General features: G+C 64.8%; 13 protein-coding genes. 3 read left to right on the forward strand and 10 right to left on the reverse strand.

All coding sequences use genetic code 11. The features are described 5' to 3' along the window. The first annotated feature begins 215 nt into the window (after positions 1 to 215). Complete coding sequence (locus L0D17_RS10260; protein ID WP_243095037.1) at positions 216 to 2,270, forward strand: UvrD-helicase domain-containing protein; 2,055 nt, start codon at positions 216 to 218, stop codon at positions 2,268 to 2,270. A gap of 402 nt (positions 2,271 to 2,672) precedes the next feature. Here the strand turns inward: L0D17_RS10260 and L0D17_RS10265 are convergent, their stop codons facing one another. From L0D17_RS10265 to L0D17_RS10275, 3 genes are all read right to left on the reverse strand, one after another. Continuing rightward, the gene (locus L0D17_RS10265; protein ID WP_188848135.1) at positions 2,673 to 3,188 is read right to left on the reverse strand and encodes a reverse transcriptase-like protein; all 516 of its coding nucleotides are present in this window, start codon (positions 3,186 to 3,188) and stop codon (positions 2,673 to 2,675) included. A gap of 67 nt (positions 3,189 to 3,255) precedes the next feature. Beyond that, on the reverse strand, positions 3,256 to 4,062 hold the full coding sequence (locus L0D17_RS10270) for a hypothetical protein (protein WP_243031539.1): 807 nt from the start codon (positions 4,060 to 4,062) through the stop codon (positions 3,256 to 3,258). A 299-nt stretch (positions 4,063 to 4,361) separates the two neighbouring features. After that, entirely contained in the window at positions 4,362 to 5,300 is a 939-nt protein-coding gene (locus L0D17_RS10275) for an AAA family ATPase (protein WP_236630328.1), read from the reverse strand. A gap of 239 nt (positions 5,301 to 5,539) precedes the next feature. On the opposite strand from L0D17_RS10275, the gene L0D17_RS10280 reads away from it, so the two are divergent. Next, the gene (locus L0D17_RS10280; protein WP_236630327.1) at positions 5,540 to 6,556 is read left to right on the forward strand and encodes an exodeoxyribonuclease VII large subunit; all 1,017 of its coding nucleotides are present in this window, start codon (positions 5,540 to 5,542) and stop codon (positions 6,554 to 6,556) included. 166 nt (positions 6,557 to 6,722) lie between these two features. Continuing rightward, a complete protein-coding gene (locus L0D17_RS10285) occupies positions 6,723 to 7,418 on the forward strand; it encodes a thermonuclease family protein (RefSeq protein WP_130842691.1) in 696 nt (231 codons plus the stop codon). 60 nt (positions 7,419 to 7,478) lie between these two features. Here L0D17_RS10285 and L0D17_RS10290 read toward each other — a convergent pair whose 3' ends face one another. The 7 genes from L0D17_RS10290 to L0D17_RS10320 all read right to left on the reverse strand — a co-directional run bounded on the left by L0D17_RS10290 (position 7,479) and on the right by L0D17_RS10320 (position 18,210). Further along, complete coding sequence (locus tag L0D17_RS10290) at positions 7,479 to 8,903, reverse strand: M12 family metallopeptidase (RefSeq protein WP_243095045.1); 1,425 nt, start codon at positions 8,901 to 8,903, stop codon at positions 7,479 to 7,481. A gap of 3 nt (positions 8,904 to 8,906) precedes the next feature. Continuing rightward, the gene (locus tag L0D17_RS10295; RefSeq protein WP_243095046.1) at positions 8,907 to 9,869 is read right to left on the reverse strand and encodes a COG1470 family protein; all 963 of its coding nucleotides are present in this window, start codon (positions 9,867 to 9,869) and stop codon (positions 8,907 to 8,909) included. Between the two features lie 145 nt (positions 9,870 to 10,014). Further along, positions 10,015 to 13,419, reverse strand: coding sequence for a helicase-related protein (locus L0D17_RS10300; protein WP_243095048.1), 3,405 nt, complete (start codon positions 13,417 to 13,419; stop codon positions 10,015 to 10,017). Further along, entirely contained in the window at positions 13,419 to 14,246 is an 828-nt protein-coding gene (locus L0D17_RS10305; RefSeq protein ID WP_243095050.1) for a hypothetical protein, read from the reverse strand. Before L0D17_RS10305 ends, L0D17_RS10300 begins: the two co-directional genes overlap by 1 nt. Next, complete coding sequence (locus L0D17_RS10310; protein WP_243095051.1) at positions 14,239 to 15,258, reverse strand: hypothetical protein; 1,020 nt, start codon at positions 15,256 to 15,258, stop codon at positions 14,239 to 14,241. Before L0D17_RS10310 ends, L0D17_RS10305 begins: the two co-directional genes overlap by 8 nt. Further along, positions 15,255 to 17,639, reverse strand: coding sequence for an Eco57I restriction-modification methylase domain-containing protein (locus L0D17_RS10315; RefSeq protein WP_243095053.1), 2,385 nt, complete (start codon positions 17,637 to 17,639; stop codon positions 15,255 to 15,257). Before L0D17_RS10315 ends, L0D17_RS10310 begins: the two co-directional genes overlap by 4 nt. Before the next feature lie 7 nt (positions 17,640 to 17,646). Continuing rightward, positions 17,647 to 18,210, reverse strand: coding sequence for a hypothetical protein (locus tag L0D17_RS10320; protein ID WP_022799374.1), 564 nt, complete (start codon positions 18,208 to 18,210; stop codon positions 17,647 to 17,649). Position 18,211: the final 1 nt, after the last annotated feature.

An 18,211-nucleotide genomic window follows, 5' to 3' on the forward strand; every position in this document is an offset into this window, starting at 1 on the left:
GGTCCACGGGGCACCTCCTCGTGCTAAGGTGTGCCCCCCTATTAAACACGGACCCTTACACATAAATCCTTACACGACCGCTTAAGGTATAGTGATTTCAAATGCTTTCGCCCTTTGGAGGCGAGGAAGAGACAAAAGCAATCCCCCTCGAAGAGGAAATCCTTCTCGCCTGGCGTGTCTTTTCCACCGCCTTGCCGCCCAACTTTCTCGGCCCCGTGAGCGCTTCCCTACACACCCTGGTGAGAGAGGCGGAGGGCAAGGAAGGGGCCGAGCTCGAGGCGTACGCGTGGGAGCGTCTGGAAGAGCTCGCCCGGACCTCGGTCGTCAAGGACGCGATCCAGAGCTTTTTGGAGGTGGCGGCGGAGAAGCCCGAGGTCCTCCGGGCGGGGCTTTTGTGGTTCAGGACGTGGAATCGCCTCTCCCCGGAGGAGCGGGAAGCCCTTTACAGGAAGGCCGAACGGTTCAAGCCCACGGCGGAGCTCGCTTCCAAGGCCTCCTTTCTCCAGGGCCCTCCTCCGCCCCCTAAGCCCCTTTCCCCTTCCGTTCAAGCCGCCCGTTCTTCCCCGCCCCGCTTCACCCCCACGCCCGAGCAGGAGGAGGCCGTGCGGGCGTTCCTCTCCCGCGAGGACATGAAGCTCGTGGCCGTGGCGGGGAGCGGCAAGACCACCACTTTGCGCCTCATGGCCCAGAGCGCTCCTAAAGAGCGCCTTCTCTACGTAGCCTTCAACCGTTCCGTGCGCGATGAGGCGGAGCGCACCTTCCCCGAGAACGTTGAGGTCCTCACCCTTCACGGCCTGGCCCACCGCCACGTGGTGAGGGGAAGCGGGGCCTACCAGAGAAAGCTCGCGGCGAGGGACGGCCGGGTCACGCCGGGGGACGTCCTCGAGGCCCTGGAGCTTCCCAGGGAACGCTACGCCCTCGCCTACGTGATCCGGAGCACCTTGGAGGCCTTTCTCCGCTCGGCCTCGGAGGTGCCCACTCCCGCTCACATCCCCCCGGAGTACCGGGAGGTCCTCCAGCGCCGCGACAAGGACCCCTTCTCGGAGAGGTACGTCCTCAAGGCGGTGAGGCTCATCTGGAAGCTGATGCAGGACCCCGACGACTCCTTTCCCCTCTCCTTCGACGGCTTCGTCAAGATCTGGGCCCAGGCGGGGGCCAAGATCCGGGGGTACGACGCGGTCTTGGTGGACGAGGCCCAAGACCTCTCCCCCGTCTTCCTGCAGGTCCTCGAGGCCCACCGGGGGGAGCTCCGCCGGGTCTACGTGGGGGACCCGCGCCAGCAGATCTACGGCTGGCGCGGGGCGGTGAACGCCATGGACAAGCTGGACGCCCCGGAGAGGAAGCTCACCTGGAGCTTCCGCTTCGGCGAGGACCTCGCTCGGGGAGTGAGGCGGTTCCTGGCCCACGTGGGCTCCCCCATCGAGCTTCACGGCAAGGCCCCTTGGGACACGGAGGTCTCTCTGGCCCGCCCCGAACCCCCTTACACCGCCCTCTGCAGGACGAACGCGGGGGCGGTGGAGGCCGTCACCAGCTTCCTCCTCGAGGAGGGGCGGGAGGGCGCGAGGGTCTTCGTGGTCGGCGGCGTGGATGAGATCGCATGGCTTCTTCGGGACGCTCACCTTCTCAAGGTGGGGGGCGAGCGGGAAAAGCCTCACCCGGAGCTCGCCCTGGTGGAGAACTGGGAGGAGCTCGAGGAGCTCGCCAAGGAAGTCAACCACCCCCAGGCCCGGATGCTCGTCCGGCTCGCGCGCAGGTACGACCTCCTGGAGCTCGCTAGGCTTCTGAAGCACGCTCAGGCCGACGAAGAGGGGAAGGCGGACCTCGTGGTCTCCACCCTCCACAAGGCCAAGGGGAGAGAGTGGGACCGGGTGGTGCTCTGGGGGGACTTCATCCCCGTGTGGGACGAGAAGGTCCGGGAGTTCTACCGCAAGCAGGGGGCCTTGGACGAGCTCAAGGAGGAGGAGAATGTTGTCTACGTGGCCCTCACGCGGGCGCGGAGGTTCCTCGGGCTCGACCAGCTGCCGGACCTCCACGAGCGCTTCTTCCAGGGCGAAGGGCTCGTGAAGCCCCCTTCGGTCTCCCCGCTTTCGGTGGGCGGGGCGGGCGTGAGCGCTGACCTTCTGCGGGAGTTGGAGGTGAGGGTGCTCGCCAAGCTCGAGGACCGCTTGAAGGAGGTGGCAGAGGTCCTGGCGGCCCTCCTCGTGGAGGAGGCCTCTAAAGCAGTAGCAGAGGCCATGCGGGAGATGGGGCTCCTCGGAGAGGAGGGTTAGCCTTTCCCCTCGCTCTATGTGCACGCTCTTAGTGCCCGTCGAAACGTAGGGCCCCTCCCTTGGGGTGTGGGGGAAAGGCGCGGAGATTTTGACACACACAAAGTCTCCCACTCCGGAGCTGCCGCCGAGACCTCACCTCCGGGAATCCTTCAAGGCCCTGCTCTTTCTCCTCCACGGCCCCAGCAAGGCCAGACCCAGCACGGCCGGACCAAGTCTACCCTGCCCCCTCCTGTTCGCCGAACCGCTACCCTCGGTTCATCCGGGCCATACAAGAAAAGTGCGCAAGGAAAGCCCGGGATCAGGAAGAACCGGAGGGAGGCGAACATCGAGGCCGCCCCCCTCCTCCGGCCTTCCAGCCCCTTGAAGCCTCTTACACGCGAAGAAAGGCCTACCGTGCCGTGGCTACCCTCCCAGGATCCAGCGGAGAATCCTCCAGAGAAGCCCCTTGGGCTTGGCCCGGGAAGGCTCGGGCTTGGAGGCCTGGATGGGCCCGCCCTTCCTCGCCCACTCCAGGGCTTCCTTGGCCCTGGCGTCCACCCACCTCATCTCCGGGGTGCTACACCGGGGTTTGTGGCGGAAGGTGACCCTCAGGAGCCCCTTGAGCCTGGCCACGCCTTCCAAGGCCCGGTTCAGGTCCTGCCGCCCGTTGCGCTTCCCGTTCTGGAGGTGCTCCACCACGGACTCGTTGTCGCAGAAGACGGTAACCGGGGTCTGGGGCCCGAGGGTCAGGAGCACCACCTCCAGGGCCAGCTTGACCGCCCAAGCCTCGGCCAGGGTGGAGTCCCCCACGGGGAGAGCCAGGGAAGCGGAAAACCTCCCCCCACCCTTGGCCTGCACCAGGCCGAGGACCGCCAAGCCGCCAACCCCCCTCTCGGGATCCACCGAAGCGTCCGTGTACACCACCACCGGCTTGTTCACCTTTCTCCTCCTTCCTAAAGAACGGGGCGGCCGGTCTCCCGGCCGCCCTTCTTGCCCACGCTCTTCCCTACTCGCCCTCGGCGAAGCCCAGAAGAGCCTCCAGGGCCACCAGCTCGTAGAGGTCCTCGCTCTCCTCCAGGGACTGGGTGAGGCCAAAGGCGGCGAGATCGTTGGGGCCAAACCGCCTCTTCAAGGCCCGCTTGCGGCGCTTCAGCGCCTTCCGGACCAGGGTGTCCGCCCACGGGGGGATGTCCAGGTCGGGATCGTGGAGGGCCTCGAGGTGGTCCCAAAGGGCGGTACACACCAGAAGGAGCGGGGCTAGCGCGGGGTGCTTCTCCCAAAGGCTCCCCTCCAGGAAGCGCCGGAAGGCCTTCATCTCCTCGTAGGCCTGGCTGGGAAAATCCAGGGCGTAGAGCTCAAGCCACCCCTCCACCACCCGCCTCAGGTCGTCCTTGGTGAGCGGCACCAGCCTGGGCTCGGAGGCGGCGTCCTCCCGCACTCGAAGCTTCAAGAGGGGTTCGTCCTCCGCGAGGGGGAGGCGGCCAAGCAGGAGGCGGAGGAGGTGGAGCTTCACCCTGACCCGGTCCTCCAGAAACATCCCGGCCTCCTGTTCCAGCTCCTGGAGGGCTTCCGTCAGGCTCCACCAGTAGGCGAGGGGCGCCTCCGCAAGGGCCTCCAGAACCTCCTCGGGAAGCTCCGGCCCCGGGAGGAGGTCCACCTCGGCCTCCGCCTCCGAGGCCTCCCCGGGCTCGGGGTCCTGGTTCAGCACCCCGTCCGCCCAGTCCAACCAGTAGCGGTACTCCTCCAGAGCCTCCCGGTCCTCCCAGTCGAGGTCTTCTTCGATCTCCCAACCCATGTCGTCGTCCCAGAGCATGCTTTTCCTCCTTTCCGTTGAGAAGGCCGCCCGGCCTTCGGCCGGGCTAACCGCTTCCCCCTAGGCCCGTTCCAAAGGGGGCTTGGGGGGGTACCCCCCCTCATCAACCTCCAGGGGCCGTTAGGCCCACCCTTTTACTTCTCACTTCATTCCCTTTTCACTCCTTGGTCTGGGGCGGCCCTTCTGGGCCGCCCCGTGTTTTCTTAGCTTTTTATGGGGTGTGGGGGAAAACGAAAAAACCCCGCTCAGAACAGGATTTTCACGCGTTTTTCGCTTGAATTATGAAAGGGGGAAGAAACCTACCCTTTCTTAAAGAAGAGCCCTTCACCCTGGCTCAAGAGCTTCTCCCGAGACTTCCACAAACTGATGTTGCCCCGGGCCCTAGACTCGGGAAGCCCGAGCTCGTCCGTGAGGTAGCGGAAAAGCTCCTCCTCCGAGAAAATCCGCCCGCCGAAGCGTTCCCGAGCCCTCTCGATGTACGACTCCCTGGACCTCTTGGAGGCCCTTTTAACCCCCTTGGCGCTTGAGGAGCTGGCCCGGCGGAGCCCCCTCACCCGCACCCGCAAGACCTCCTCCACCTCCCGCCAAACGTCGCCCCGGCCCCTCTCGTAAAGGAGGAGGCCCCAGTCCTCTTCCCCCTCCCGCTTGGGCTCGAGGCGGAAGATGTGGTCGGCGTTGGCGGCGATGGCCCCGGAGCCCCGGGGACCGCTGTTACCCTTGGTGGCGTGGTGGATGACCACAAGGCCCACCAAGGGCTCCCTCCCCGACGGCGAGATGGCCCGCTTGAGCCGGGCCATGACCTCGTCCATGGCCTTGGCCTCGTTCTCGCTCTGTTGAGGAGGGACCAGCTTGATAAGGGAATCCACCACCACCAAGGCAGGAGCCTTCTTCTCTTCGGCTAGACGCTGAATGGCCTGCAGGGCGCGCTCCAGCTCCCTCACGTCGTTGAAGGGAAGAATGTGCTCGGTGAGGCCCTCGGCCCCCAGGGTTTGGGCGTACTTCCTCAGGTGGGCGTACCGGGTTTCCGTGGCGTGGTAGAGGTAGAAGCGCAGGTCCAGGGGTGCCCTCACGCGCCAGGACCTGGAGCGCACCGCATCGCCCCCGTCCTCGTTCGGTGAATCCGGCGCGGCCCTCTCCCCATCGGGCCAGCCCAAGAGGGCCACCGCCGCCCGGCTCTTGCCCACCTTGGCCTCGCCGTAGAGGAGGGCCACCTCCCCGGCAAGAAGGACGCCGCTCAAGGCCCCCCCTTGCCAGACCTGTAAGATCGGCCTGGCGCCCTCCTCTTTGTCGCGCCGGCTCTTTAGTCTTCGGAGAAAAGAGCGGGCTTCCTCAAGGGTCATCCCGCCAGACGCCTTCGCCGCGGACAACTCGGAGGTGGATCCCATCTTGGAACCCCATGATATCCCGGGGAAAAGAGGCAGGCATTTAGACTGTAACCATTATGAAGCCGAATGGGTCACCCCAGAACCCCTCCCCTGTGACCCCAGATCAGCTCCTCAAGAATCTCCAGTCCCTCCTGACCAGAGAAGTCTTCCGCCGCCTTCGGGAGGAAGGGCCCTACCTGGTTCAGGGCACCTTTGCCAACCATTCCCAGAAGGCATGGGGGAACTTTTACTACGGCGACTTCAAGGGAGGATCCACTTCCATCCGCCTCAAGGTTCCCCTAGGGATCACCCTCAGGGAGGGAAGGAGTTACGTCCTCTCCGTGACCCCGGAACTCGCCCCTTCCAACAAGGGACTTCCCTTCGTCTTCCAGGTAGAAGCCATCCACGAGGAAGCGGAGGCCTCCCCTACCCCGGAGGTCCGCTTGCCCCAGAGGAGCCGGGAGAAGGTGGACGTACGGGGATTTCTTATGGGCCTCCTCCGCAAGGGGGAAACCCCCGCTTTAGCCCTGGTGCTGGGGGAAAACGCCATTGTCCACAAGGACGTGGAGGTCTCCATGGGAAGCGCCCGGGACCGCTACCGGGTGGACCAGAGGCGGGTGAGCCTCGCCAACCCTGGGGCCGTGGCAGAAGCCCTCGCCCAGGTGGCGGAAGGGCCCTACCACCTGGTGGCCCTGATCCGGGGAGGAGGGGATCCGGAAGACTTAAAGCCTCTGGACGGCCCCGAGGTGTGGAACGCGGTGGCCTCCTGCCCCAAGCCCATCGTGGTGGCCCTGGGCCATGCGGCGGACACCCTGTGGGTGGAGGCCCTGGCGGACGAGGCCTTTCCCACACCCACAGCCCTAGGGCACTTCCTCAAGGAGGTGGTGGAGGCGGTGGAGCGGGAAAGAGAGGCCGCCAAGCTCTCCGATCTCCTGGAGCGGGCCCAGGAGGAGGCTAAGGCGGCGAGGACCGAACGGGATCTGCTGAAGGAAAGAATAAGGCGGCTGGAGCAGGAGCCCGCCCGCCTGGTTCAGGAAATGGACCGCCTGAGGCGCGGCCTTGCCCTGTGGCGGGGAGTTGCTCTCTTCCTCTTGGCTGCGGCAATCCTCCTTCTCCTCGCGAGGGGATGAAGCACAAAGGGCCCCCGGGGTGGAGGGGATTCCGAGGGAAGGCGGAAACGCCTATCGGTGGCGCAATTCTCCGCCAAAAAGCAACTCACCCTTGAACCTCTCCCCTCTTTGGCCCGGATAGGGAATGGGAGAAGCCGTGGCGAATCCGGCCGGGTAGGCTAAGAAGGTGGGCTTAAGAGCGCTCGGGCTTCTCCCCTGGTTGCTCGCCCTGGTCCTGGCCCTCGCCCCGGAGGGCCGGCTCCAGGGCCCAGTGGCCGTCCTCCGTGTGGTGGACGGGGACACGGTGGAACTTCAGGGCCTAGGGCCCGTTCGCCTCATCGGGATTGACGCCCCGGAGAGCACCTCCAACCACCGCACCTCGGGCCCCGAGGAGGTGCGGCTGGGCCTCGAGGCCAAGGCCTTCCTCGCCCGCCTGCTCCAGGGGAGGAAGGTGTGGGTGGAGCTGGACGCCCAGGAGCGGGACCGCTACCGGAGGGTGCTGGCCTACCTATACCTGGAGGATCCCAGGGGGGACTGGATCCACGGGGGGAGGCGGTTTCTTCAGGTGAACCTGGAGCTGGTGAGGGCCGGGTGGGCCGAGCCCTACACCGTGCCCCCCAATGTCCGCTACGCCGCCCTCTACCTCCAGGCCGCCCGGGAGGCCCGGGCTAAGGGGGTGGGAATGTGGGGAGGGGGGCAGGCCTCGAGGCCCCAAGGCCCCGCCCCGGACCGGAAAGGGTGCGACCCCGCCTACCCCACGGTGTGCGTCCCGCCGCCGCCCCCGGACCTGGACTGTAGGGACATCCCCTACAGGCGCTTCAAGGTTCTGCCCCCGGACCCGCACCGCTTTGACCGGGACGGGGATGGGGTGGGGTGCGAGTAACGGAGAAGGCAAGGGACGCCCAAGACCCAGAGCCAGGCACCGGGATGGGTTCCGCTCCCCTCAGGGAACGACCGCGCACGCCTCCACCGAGGTAGGGCTAGACCGAGAGTCCAGAGGCGTGATCCGGAGGCATACCTCCTCGCCCGCCAGCCCCCTGAGGGGCACCAGGGCAGTATAGAGGGGCCGGGAGTACTCGCTGGTGAGCCTAGTGAAAGGCAGGGAGATGGGCGTGTTCCCCACCCTGCCCTCCAGGGCGTACTCCTTCGCCCAGGTCCACTCCCCGTAGGTGAGGAGGAGGGTCTCCCTACCCGCCGGATCCAGCCGGAGGAGGGTCGTCTGGTCGGGGTAGCGGTAGCAGGCGCGGGTGTAGCTAACCTCGTAGGCCTCGCTGCCCTCCACCTGGAAGGTCACCCTCTCCGCCTGGAAGCCGGGGCCAGGGCAGGCCTTGGCGCGGAAGGTCACGGTGGCCGAGCCGCCGGCGGGGATCTCCTGAGAAGCCAGCTCGGCGCTTTGGAGCCACCTCCCCTCCAGGACCACGCCTGTGACCCGGGCGTCCACGGCCCCTACGTTGAGGAGTTCTTGGGGGAAGGTGTAGTCCGTGGTGTATGTGGTCTGGTGGAACCACCACCTGAGCCGGAGGAGGGGGGTGGCGTAGTAGAGGCGCACGGCCTCCACGTCCCCAGGGCTCAGACCATCCTTCTGCCCAAGGCGCTCTGGAGGGATGCCGTTCTTGGGCAGGATGGTGTAGCCCCCGTTCTTGGAAAAGGCCTTGGCGTGGTAGTGCATGACGGAGTCGTAGTCGTAGGCCTGGTAAAGCTTCCCCCGCCCACCGATCTTCGCGAACTCCCTCCAATGCTCCTCCTGGATGTTCTCCCAAAGGATCTCCACGTACGCGTCCCGGTCGGCCCGGCTCTGCTCGTGCATGAAGCCGAGGGCGTGGAGGATCTCGTGGACCACGGTGCCCATGGAGGGAACCCCACCCTGGCCGCAGTAGACGTCCAGGTCCTGGGCCCCTCCCCTCTTCCCCAGGACCGACCAGCAGGTTCCCGGGACCCCGTCGCTGATGAAGCGGACGTAGTCGGCCTCGGTGGTGCGCGGTACAAAGCGGATGAGGGTTTTCTCCTGAACGTGGGCCAGGGCCTGCTGGATGACCTCCCTTTGCATCTGGCTCACGCCGGGGTCCACCTCGTAGGGCACCACCCCGTAGGGCCAGAGCCGCCCCCAGGTGAGGGGTTCCAGGGCGAGGCCCTGGGGGGTCAGGGCCTCAGGGCGCGCAGGGGCCCGGGGGACCAGGATGTCCCCCTGGACCACCACGTACCCAGGAGGGGCCCAAGGAACCCTCTGGCCCTCCACCTTCACCTCGCTCCCGTCGGGAAGCATGAGCCAAACCGGTTCCCAGGTGGGGGCCTCCCGGGAGACCCTAGGGGTAAGAGCGCACGCCGCCAAAAGCACAGAAAGGGCCGTCCACGCCGTCCAACGCCTCATCGCCTACCTCCCACAACCGGCCACGCACGGCGCGACCGCCAGGTGAAAGAGGGCGGTGCGCCTGAGGTTGCCGAGGGCCACCGTGAGCTCCGTGGGGGCGGAGAAGTAGGTCCAGACCTCGTCCGGATCCGGCCCCTGGAGCTCCAAGACCAGTCTCCCCTCCTGGGACCTCTCGGGAAGGAAACGGTACTGGACCTGGTCCACCCCGGTACCCACGAGCCGACCGGAGAGCTCTACCCCGTACGCCCCGGGAGGCGCCGAAAGGCCCCCCATGAGGACCAGCTCCACAACCAGCTCCGTCTTAGCCCCGGCGGGGACGACCACCGGGGAAGGAAGCTCGCCCAGCTGGAAGTCCCCCACGATGGGGGCAAAGGAGGCCTTCACCCGGGCATCCTCGTTAAGCACGAGGGCGCAGGCCCCAAATCCCGAGCAAGCCTCCCTCCACCCCGCAAAATAGTGCCCCTCATCCGGAAGGGCGGTAAGGGTCAAGGAGGTCCCCTTGGGAAACTCCCAGGTACAAGAGGTCCCGGAACGGCACGCCCTCGAGTCCGCCACCACCGCCCCGTTGCCCTCTAACTCAAGGGTCAGGGATGCTTTTTGCGGGGCGCTCACCGTGACGGTGAGGTCCGCCTCCTTGGTGAGGCTTCCCGAGGTGCCCCGCACCTTGATCCGGTAGGTGCCCGTGGGGGTGGAGGAGGCGGTGAGAGTGAGGGCCCGGCTCAAGAGGCTGGACCCCGTGACCTGGACGCTCGTGGGCGAGAGGGAAAGCCCCCGGGGTACCTGGTCGTGGCCGTTCACCAGGGAGAGATTGACCGTCCCCGTGAAGCCGTTCTGGGGGGTGACGGTGAGGGTGGTCTGGGCGCTGTCCCCCTGCTGGACCGCGAGGCTTGAAGGGCTCAGGGAGAGGGAGAAGGTAGGAGAAGGAGTGGATCCACCTCCACCCCCACCGCCCGAAGGAGACTGCATGGGGCAAGCAGTGAATAGGAGAACGAGCCCGAGACTCAGAGGTAGACGCCTGAGCTTTTCCTTCATAGCGCCCTCGCCTCCTTGGTAGCACTAAGAATAAAAAACTTCCACAGGGCTTCCGGGAGCAAGCCCTAGCCCCGGAAGCTCACCCCGCATCCGGGCCCTCCTCTTCACGAGGATGGCGACCGACATCGCCCCGCCACTCCAGGGCCACCACCATCTCGGGCGCATGCCCCCCTTGAGGATCCCGACCGACGATGTGCCCAAAGCGGGCGCCGACCTCTTCCAGCACCGCGTCAAATCGCCGGTAAGCTTCCTCTTCGCCGTCCAGGTCGACCTGGGCGAGGCGGCGGAGGACGTACCGGGGAAGGCGCTTGTACCGGCGGATGTCCTTGATCAAAGCCTCGAGGAGAGCCACCTTCGCCTCGTCTCCATACCGCTTGTAGCGCACCTTGGCCGCGTTCAGGTTGCGGAGGGCCTTCTGCTCGAGGGAGTTGGAAGGAAAGGGCGCGGGCTCGGTACGGGAGAGCTCCTTCTCCAGCTCACGATAAATTTCCCAAAAGCGCGGGCTGGGCTCCAGCCGCGGCGTATCGGGCTCCGCCCTCGCCTCTCCCAGGGCTTCGGGAAAGGGCACGGGCCGGGGCCGCCCATCCCCTTCCTTCGTATAGGCGTAGAAGCCGAGGCCTTTCCGGGCCACGAGGAGCACCCGCTCCTCTCCGGGCCGCGCCGCCTTCACCCGGTTGGGCAAGCGGGCGATCCTCTCCTCTATTCCAGGCTCGAGCGCCCTCACCCGCTCCCACTCCAGGCGCACCCAGGTGTCGAAGCTCTCCTCTTCCTCGGGAAGGTGGGTGAGCTTGTGGTAGACCATAGCGGGGCTAGGCTCTTCTTCGGGGGAAAGCACCTTGGCGTCCTCCCCCAGGGCCTTGTGGATCAGGAAGAGCTTGTGAGCGGCCACCTGGCTCGGGTCCACCACGCCCTTCCCCCTCTCCGTGGGGAAGAAGTGATAGATGTAGAGATTGTCGAAAACCTTCTGCCCGATGCGGTTGATCCGCCCCACGCGCTGGATCAAGCGGGTGGGGTTCCAAGGGATGTCGTAGTTGACCACGGTCCCCGCCCGGTGGAGGTTGACGCCTTCGGAGAGCTTATCGCTGGTGACCAGCACGTCGTAGTCGTCGCGGCGGCGTTCCTCAGGGAGGGAGGCGTCGAAGTTGAGGACCACCTCCCGGATCAGGTTCGCGCTTACCTGCCTCCCCACGGCGAGGACCCTGATCCCCGAACTCCTCAAGCGTTCGGCGACGTGCTCCACGGTGTCGGTGAACTCGGAGAAGACCACGACCTTGCGCTCGGGTTCTTTTTGAAGGCTTTCCCGGAGGAACCGCACGAGAGCCTCCGCCTTGGGATCCCGCTCGGGGTCGGCGAGCCTGAGTTTGGCGGCCTGGGCGTAGACGCGGGTGAGCAGGGCGAGGTCGTCCTCGATGTGGTGGAGGAAGAGGTCCTTTTGGGCGAACTCCTCCAGGCGGTACACCCGCTCCCGGCTTCGCTCCCCCCTGGCGATGGCCTCGGCGTCCTCCTGGAGGAGGAGCTCCAGGAACTCTTCCACCTCGATGGGCTCCTCCCCGGCCTCAAAGCGGGAGAGGAGCTTCTCCAGGCCGTCGCGCCCAAGGATGAAGTAGCCCGTTTCTTTGGCGAAACTGAGCGCCCTCTCGTGGGCCTTTACGAGCCGCTCCACCGTGCGGACGAAGGCCCCGAAGGAGCTCTCGAAGCGCCGGACCAGAAGGCGACGCATGAAGTCGGCGAGGTTCCGCTGAGACTCCACGGCGAAGATCTTCTCGGGGGACTCCTCTATCTCCTCCTCTTCCCCGAAGAACCCTTCCCGGTAGAGGGCGGGCTGGTAGATCGCCCCCTTGAAGGCCCCCTCGGGGCCGAACCACTCGTCCACTACCTGGTCGTAGAACGCCGACTGCTCGGGGGAAAGCTCGTAGAAGAGAGGCTTGGGGTCCTCCAGGCGGGAGAACTCCGGGAGGTGCTCCCGGTAGCGGGGATCCTTCACCAGGTCCAGCCGGTTGCGCCGCACCGTGACGGGGGCGAGGACCGAGCGGACCTCCCGGGCGACCTCCTCCAGGGCCTTTTCCACGAGCCTTGTGTCCACGGGAGGATCCCGGTCGAAGTGCGCCCGGTAGAGCCTTTTGGCCTTCTCCTGCTTCTTTCTGTCAAGAGAAGCGTGGTAGCGAAGGACGTAGCTGTAGGCCCTGAACCTTTCGGTGAGCTCGCGAAAGTACCCCTCGAGGTCGGAGGTGGGCCCCACCTTGGCGTTCCCGGGGACGGTGAAGAGCCGGAGGAGGGCGAAGACGTCCAAGGGGTAGTTGTTGTAGGGCGTGGCCGTGAGGAGGAGGACCTTTCTGCCCGCGGTGATGGCCTGGAGCAGGGCGTAGCTCTCGGTGTCGGGGTTGCGGAAGCGGTGGGCCTCGTCCACGATGACGAGCTCCACGTCCTTGCCGGGACCCTGGACGAAGGCGAGGGCCTCGTCCAGCTTGCCCGTGGAGAAGGCCCTCCAATCGTAGAGGCCGAAGTCCTCCAGGTACTTCAGCCAGCCGTACTGGCCGCTCTCCCCGATGAGGCCGGGCGGGGCGATGACGATCCCCCGCCCCCCATGCTCCCGCGCCACGAGGGCCGCCACCACGGTCTTGCCAAGCCCCACCACGTCGGCGAGGATGGCCCCGCCGTATTCCTCGAGGATCCGGAGGAGGAGCTCCACGGCGTCCAACTGGTAGCGCAAGGGGCGGTACCCGATCCTCTCCAGGTAGAGCGCGGGGGCCTGCCTTTCCGGGATGGCCTCCACCACGTCCAGGTAGCGCCTGAGGAGAAGGGCGTAGATCTCGAAGGGAGTGGGGAGGGCGGCGAGGGAGCCCCGCTCCACGACCTCCTTGAGGCGGAGGACGTCCTCGGGGCGGAGGGGGACGGCGCTTTTCCAGAGCTCGTCGAAGTAAGCCTCGGCCTCCTCGAAGCCGTAGTCCCCGATCTCCACGTTGAACTCGTGCTGGCCCCTGAGCCCCGCGTGGGTGAAGTTGGAGGAGCCCGTGATGAACTTCCCCGGGCTCCCCAGGAGCCTCTGTTGCGGGGCGTCCACCTTGAAGAGGTAGAGCTTAGCGTGGTTGGGCTCCCGGGTCTTGCGGACCTCCAGCCGCCCTTCCTTGAGCAGCCGCAGGAAGAAGCGGGCTTGCTCTGGGAAGTCGGGCAGGTCCAGGCTAGGGTCGGAGAGGGCCTGGGTGAGTCCCTCCACCAGGGCTTGCGCCACCTCGCGCCCCGTCCCCTGGAACCCCTTGGCCACCTCGATAAGCCCCCCCGCGTGGCGGTCCACCCCCATGCCCACCAGGACCTTAAGCCGGAGGTCCGGGTTCTCCTGCGCCGCCTTGCGGAGGGGCTCGTAGAGCTCCTGCCATCCCGAGAAGTAGAAGAAGCCCACGAGGAACTTGAGCTCTTTGGAGAAGCCGATGAGCTCGGCGAGGCGGGCGGCGAGGTCCTTGGTTGGGTGGTTGGTGATGAAGCCCATCAGTTCTTTTGTCGCCTCCGAGAGCTTTCCTCGAACGATAAGTTCGACGGATCCAGAGACTCTAGTGCCTCCTCGGGTTTGAGCAACGCCGTTCGGTACTTCACGTAGCTGGCTGAACGATTGGGTTTGCCACACTTCGGTTCCAAGACCAGGCGCACGTGTTCGGCGTAGTGGTGGTTGTAAGCGATGATCCTGAATTCGGCTCCTACCTTTTGGGCTATTTTGCGAAGATACATGTAGTTTGCGCAATCGTCCACATAGGGTTTCCAGTTCTTTACAGATTCTTTCGGCCTTTTCAGTTCCAGGAGCAAAGCTGGCTTTTGAAGTCTCACCGCGTCGATGTCGTTGGCGACGCAGAAACGGCTCAAGTGCAGCCGGGTAAAGGTGCGGAATAGGTCGCTCTGCCTTTGACTTTCAAGTCGGTTCGTCTCTTTGGATGTACCCAGGTTTCGCCCCAGCTCGGGTGCCATGCTGTAGAACCAGGAGGCTAGCTGTTTATAAGTGTAGGGTTTGTTGAAAAAAAAGAAGGGGTCGCTCTCCCTCAGTGTCAGCAACAAATGGAAGGAGAACGGGCTCCAGAATTCCTTGAAATAGCTGTATAAGTAATGCTTCTCCAGCTTCTCATAGAGAGGGGGAGCTTCCTTCAGGGAAACATTTTCCACCACGAGAAAGAAAACGGCTTTGGGTTCGTCAGGGGTAGACCAAGCTATGAAACGAAGGCTTGGGAGAAACCCCTCAGGCAAGCTGAGATGCCTGGCAAAATCAGCCGTTCCTGAAACCAAGAAATGTTTCCTATAAAGCAGTTGCTCCATCCAGTTGTCACTCATTCCGCCTCCCTGTCTTGGCCCGGAAAACACGCTCACTAATCATCCGTTGCAGAACCTGGGAGAGCTCCCACTCCTCTTCGGGTGTCAGGCCAAGGACCCTAGCTACCACGCTATCGTCTATTTTTTTGTCCTTCAAGGCAGCCTCTTCAGGGAGGAGGGCAGGATCCAAGAGCAAACCCATGCCGTACTCGTAGACGGTGAAGTCAGCGAGCCCTCCTCCAAGCCCAGTACGCACCAGAACCTCCAAGCTCAACCGAAAGATGGTGGTGTTCATCAAGTTCACCACCACGGGAGGTGCTTCGTACAGGCCGTAGAGGCGTTTGTCGATCAAGAAGCCCTTTCTGTTGTGGACGAAGAGGTAGTTTCGGTCCACACCCGCGGGGACAACAGCCAGAGGAGGGGTCAACGGGGAAAGCTTCCACCAGGGGGTGCGCCCGCTGACGCTTGGACGTTGGCTCACTCCTTTTTCCTCTCCGTACCGGAGGTAGGCCTCCGCGTGTTCCCCTCCGGTGAAGGCGAACACCCGGAGAGAAGGTATCGCTTCGGGGTTCTGAGCGAAGGCCCGGTACGACTTTACAATGGGGCGCAAGTTGCGCGCTTCGATGTAACCTTCCCACCCTCCCTCGCTTCTCACCGCTACCAAGGTATCTGGTGAATAGCTTCCCACCCCCTCTTGGTATGGAATTTCCTCTTCCCTGGTAAGGGCTTTCTCATGCGCCCTCCCACACAAGGGACATGTGGGGCGGTAAGGGAGGACCTCGAGGTAGAAGAAGTCGTTCGCCCCGGTCTTGATGCCAAAGCGCACCTCGGCCACCTCCCCGAGGCGCACTAACTTGTCCCCCGCCTTTTCCAGGACGCGGAAAAAGATGTCGGGAGCCCGGAGGTAGAGCCCGCCCCACTTCCCGCCCGCATACTTGCCGTCTTCGTCAAGCCCCTCCCGCAAGAGCTCATCGGCGCTCCGCGCCACCACCCTGACGCTCTCGTTGTGACGGACGACTTCGGGAACCTTCACCTCGACACCTCCTCAGCGAGCCCCACCTGTAGGGAGGCCTCCAGCGCCTCCTGCAAAAGGTCCACCTCCTCGAAGGGCTTCCGCACCGCGATGAAGAGGACGGGCCAGTCAGGAGGCACTCTTCTCTTGGGATCCGGAGCGTGGGCCACGGTGATCGCCGTGTTCACGTCCGCCCGGAAGGAGCGCTTGACCCGGTTCTCGATCACGTAGCGGAGGGGAGCGGCCTCCAGGAAGACCCGTTGCAGCCAGGCCCCGTACTGCACGTCCAGCCAGGAGTTGGACACCACGAAGACGTGCACTCCTTTGGGGTGGAGGAGGGCCAGGGACCGCACGTAGAAGTAGGTGTACAGATCGGAGCGGCCCGAAGGGGCGGGCGCCGTCTTTTCCGTGTAGGGGGTGGCGAGGAGGAGGTCCTCCTTCGCCGACCTCTGCAGGAGCTTCTTGTAAGTGCCAGGGTCGAAGCGACCGAAGAGGTCCCGGATCTCCTCCTGGCGCACATAGGGGGGGTTGCCGATCACGATGTCGAACCCCCCCTTGGGCCCGAGGAGGACCTCGGCGAAGTCCAGAAGGTAGAAGAAGGGGCGCTCTTCTTGCCTGAGGAGCTCCTCGATTTGGCGGTACCGTTCCTCGGTCTGCTCCGCTTCCCCCTTCACCAGAAGCCCCGGTTGCTGGCCCTTTCCCAAAAGGGCCCGCCAAGCGTAGGCCTCGAGGAAGGCCCGCTCCTTCTCCTCCACCTCCTCCCGGCTCACCCCCCGGTTGTGGAAGTAGTCCTCTTTGGCGGCCACCAGGGCCTCGTAAGCCTTGCGCACCCTCTCGTCCTTTAGCACCTCGGCCTCGGCGGGGAGCTTCACGGGGACGGTCGTTTCCCCAAGGGTCTGCACCAGGGAGTCCCCGTGGGCCACCTTGAGGCCGAGGGAGGGGAGGAGGGGCTCCTTAAAGGCCTTGGCGCTGTCGGGGAGCTCCACGAAGTAGGCGAGCCAGAGCCTGAGCTCCGTCATCCACACCGCCCAGGAGAGGGCGTCCACCCCGTAGAGGTTCTGAAGGAGGCGCTTGCGGAGGTCCAGGGTGCGGGGCTTCCCTAGGTTCTCAAGAGCCTCCTCCAGGACCTGGAGCATCCCCACGAGGAAGGCCCCCGAGCCCACCGCAGGGTCCAGGACCTTGGCCTCGAGGAGGCTCTGTTTGGCGAAACGCCTCTCCTCCTCTGTCAGAGCTTCCGCCTCTCCCTTCATGAGCCCGTAGGCCTTCTCCAGGGGAAGGCCCTGGCGGTTGAGGTACTCGGCGAGGGCGAGGCGGCACATGAGGTCCACCTCCACCCTGGGGGTGTAGTGGGCCCCCACCTCCCTCTCCTTCCCCTCTACTCCGAGGCCGTTGATCAGGCGCTCCAGGATGAGGCCTAAAAACTCGGGGTTGAGCTCCAGCTCCTCCTCGTAGCGGTCGTTCTCCTCCACGGTGAAGTTGTGGGCGAAGAGGAAGTCGAAGAAGTCCCTGACGGCCTCGTCCTTCAGGTAGAGGCCCCGGTCGTCCACGCTGGGCTTCGGGGAGAAGAGCTCGCCGTTCAAGTAGGGGGCCTCCTCCAGGGCTTTTACCACCTCGGGGGGTAGGCCGAGGCTCGAAAGCCCCTTCTCGCCCGGAGGGGCTTTGAGGGCGCGGAAGAAGAGGGGGGTGAGCCACTCCCGGTAAAAGCGGTCCCTCCCGAGGCCCACCGTCTCCTCGTAGAGCTTCAAAAGGCGCTGGAGGAAGTCCTCCCTTCCCCCGAGCCAGCCCCGCTTCTGCACGAAGCCGAGGAAGATCACCCGGGCCACGAAGGCGAGGGCGAAGTCGCGCTTCTCTCCGGGAGAGGCCTCTCCCACCACTTCTTCGGCGAGCCTCTGGAAGAGGGCGATGAACTCCCGGTAGAACTCCTCGGTGACCGCCTCCACGCTGAAGACCTCGAGGAGGCCCTCGAGGGTCCCGGGCGGGTTTTCCGCCATGCGCCGGAGGCGCTGGAAGAAGGTCTTGTTGGGTTTTTCGGGGTGAGCAACGAGGCTGTGGCGCTTGTAGTGGGAGAACTCAGGGCTCTTCGTCCCCCGGTAGCGGGCGTGGACAAGGCTCAGACGGTAGGCTCCCTTCCCGTCATGGAAGACGAAGAGCCCGGCGGGAAGCCCCCGCTCCGCGAGGTAGCGGGCGGCGGGCTCCCAGTCCTTGCGGCGCTTCTTGGTAGCCTCCTCTACCCTCAGGGCCACCACGGGCACCTCGTCCTCGAGGTAGAGGTAGCCGAGGAGCTCGCCCGTGACCCCCCCGGGGAGGGAAACCGCCTCTTCCCGGGGGGCAAAGCTCCCTAAGGCGTCCAGGAAGCTGACGAGCCCTTCACGGCTGTAGGGAACGAGGTCATCACTCAGCAAGGCAAATCTACCTCCCTAAAAAATAGGCTCCCAAGGCCAAAAACCCCAGGATCCCTCCCAGGATAAAGATTTGCCTTTGTAGCCCCGTTATCTTCCGCATCATCTCCAGATGCCGCGCCAAGAGCTTCTGCTCCATGTGATTAACCTGCTGGCCCACCTCGTCCATCCGATCCTCAAGGCCCTTCATCCTCCCTTCCAGCTCCGCTTTCTGCTGACCTAACTGATCCTCAACACGGTCCAATCGCTTGAAGGTGAGGTGTTGGATTTCGCTAAGGCGATTCTGGGATTCCTTAAGGTGCTCGAGCACCTGCTCCTCCAGCTTCCGACGCCACTCCTCAATCCCACGACGGGATTCCTCCCATTCTTGCCGAAACCTGTCTAGGTCCTCGCCTCCTCGGGCAACGAGTTCTTGAAGGCCCTGGAGTCGTTCTTCTAAGCTTTGGTACGTCTTTTTGGCCGCCTCCAGTATCCCGGCAAGCTCTTCCGACACCTTCAGGGCTTGCCTAAGGCTCTTCCTATAGGCATCGACCTCTTGCTCCAAGAGCTCCAGAAAGTTTCTTTCCTCTTTCATT

Source organism: Thermus thalpophilus, from assembly GCF_022760915.1.
GTDB lineage: Bacteria > Deinococcota > Deinococci > Deinococcales > Thermaceae > Thermus > Thermus thalpophilus.

Bases quoted from the DNA above. Each gene is read 5' to 3' on its own strand.
- L0D17_RS10300 (WP_243095048.1), bottom strand. From the start codon at position 13,419: ATGGGCTTCATCACCAACCACCCAACCAAGGACCTCGCCGCCCGCCTC.
- L0D17_RS10320 (WP_022799374.1), bottom strand. From the start codon at position 18,210: ATGAAAGAGGAAAGAAACTTTCTGGAGCTCTTGGAGCAAGAGGTCGAT.
- L0D17_RS10270 (WP_243031539.1), bottom strand. From the start codon at position 4,062: ATGCTCTGGGACGACGACATGGGTTGGGAGATCGAAGAAGACCTCGAC.
- L0D17_RS10295 (WP_243095046.1), bottom strand. From the start codon at position 9,869: ATGCAGTCTCCTTCGGGCGGTGGGGGTGGAGGTGGATCCACTCCTTCT.
- L0D17_RS10290 (WP_243095045.1), bottom strand. From the start codon at position 8,903: ATGAGGCGTTGGACGGCGTGGACGGCCCTTTCTGTGCTTTTGGCGGCG.
- L0D17_RS10305 (WP_243095050.1), bottom strand. From the start codon at position 14,246: ATGAGTGACAACTGGATGGAGCAACTGCTTTATAGGAAACATTTCTTG.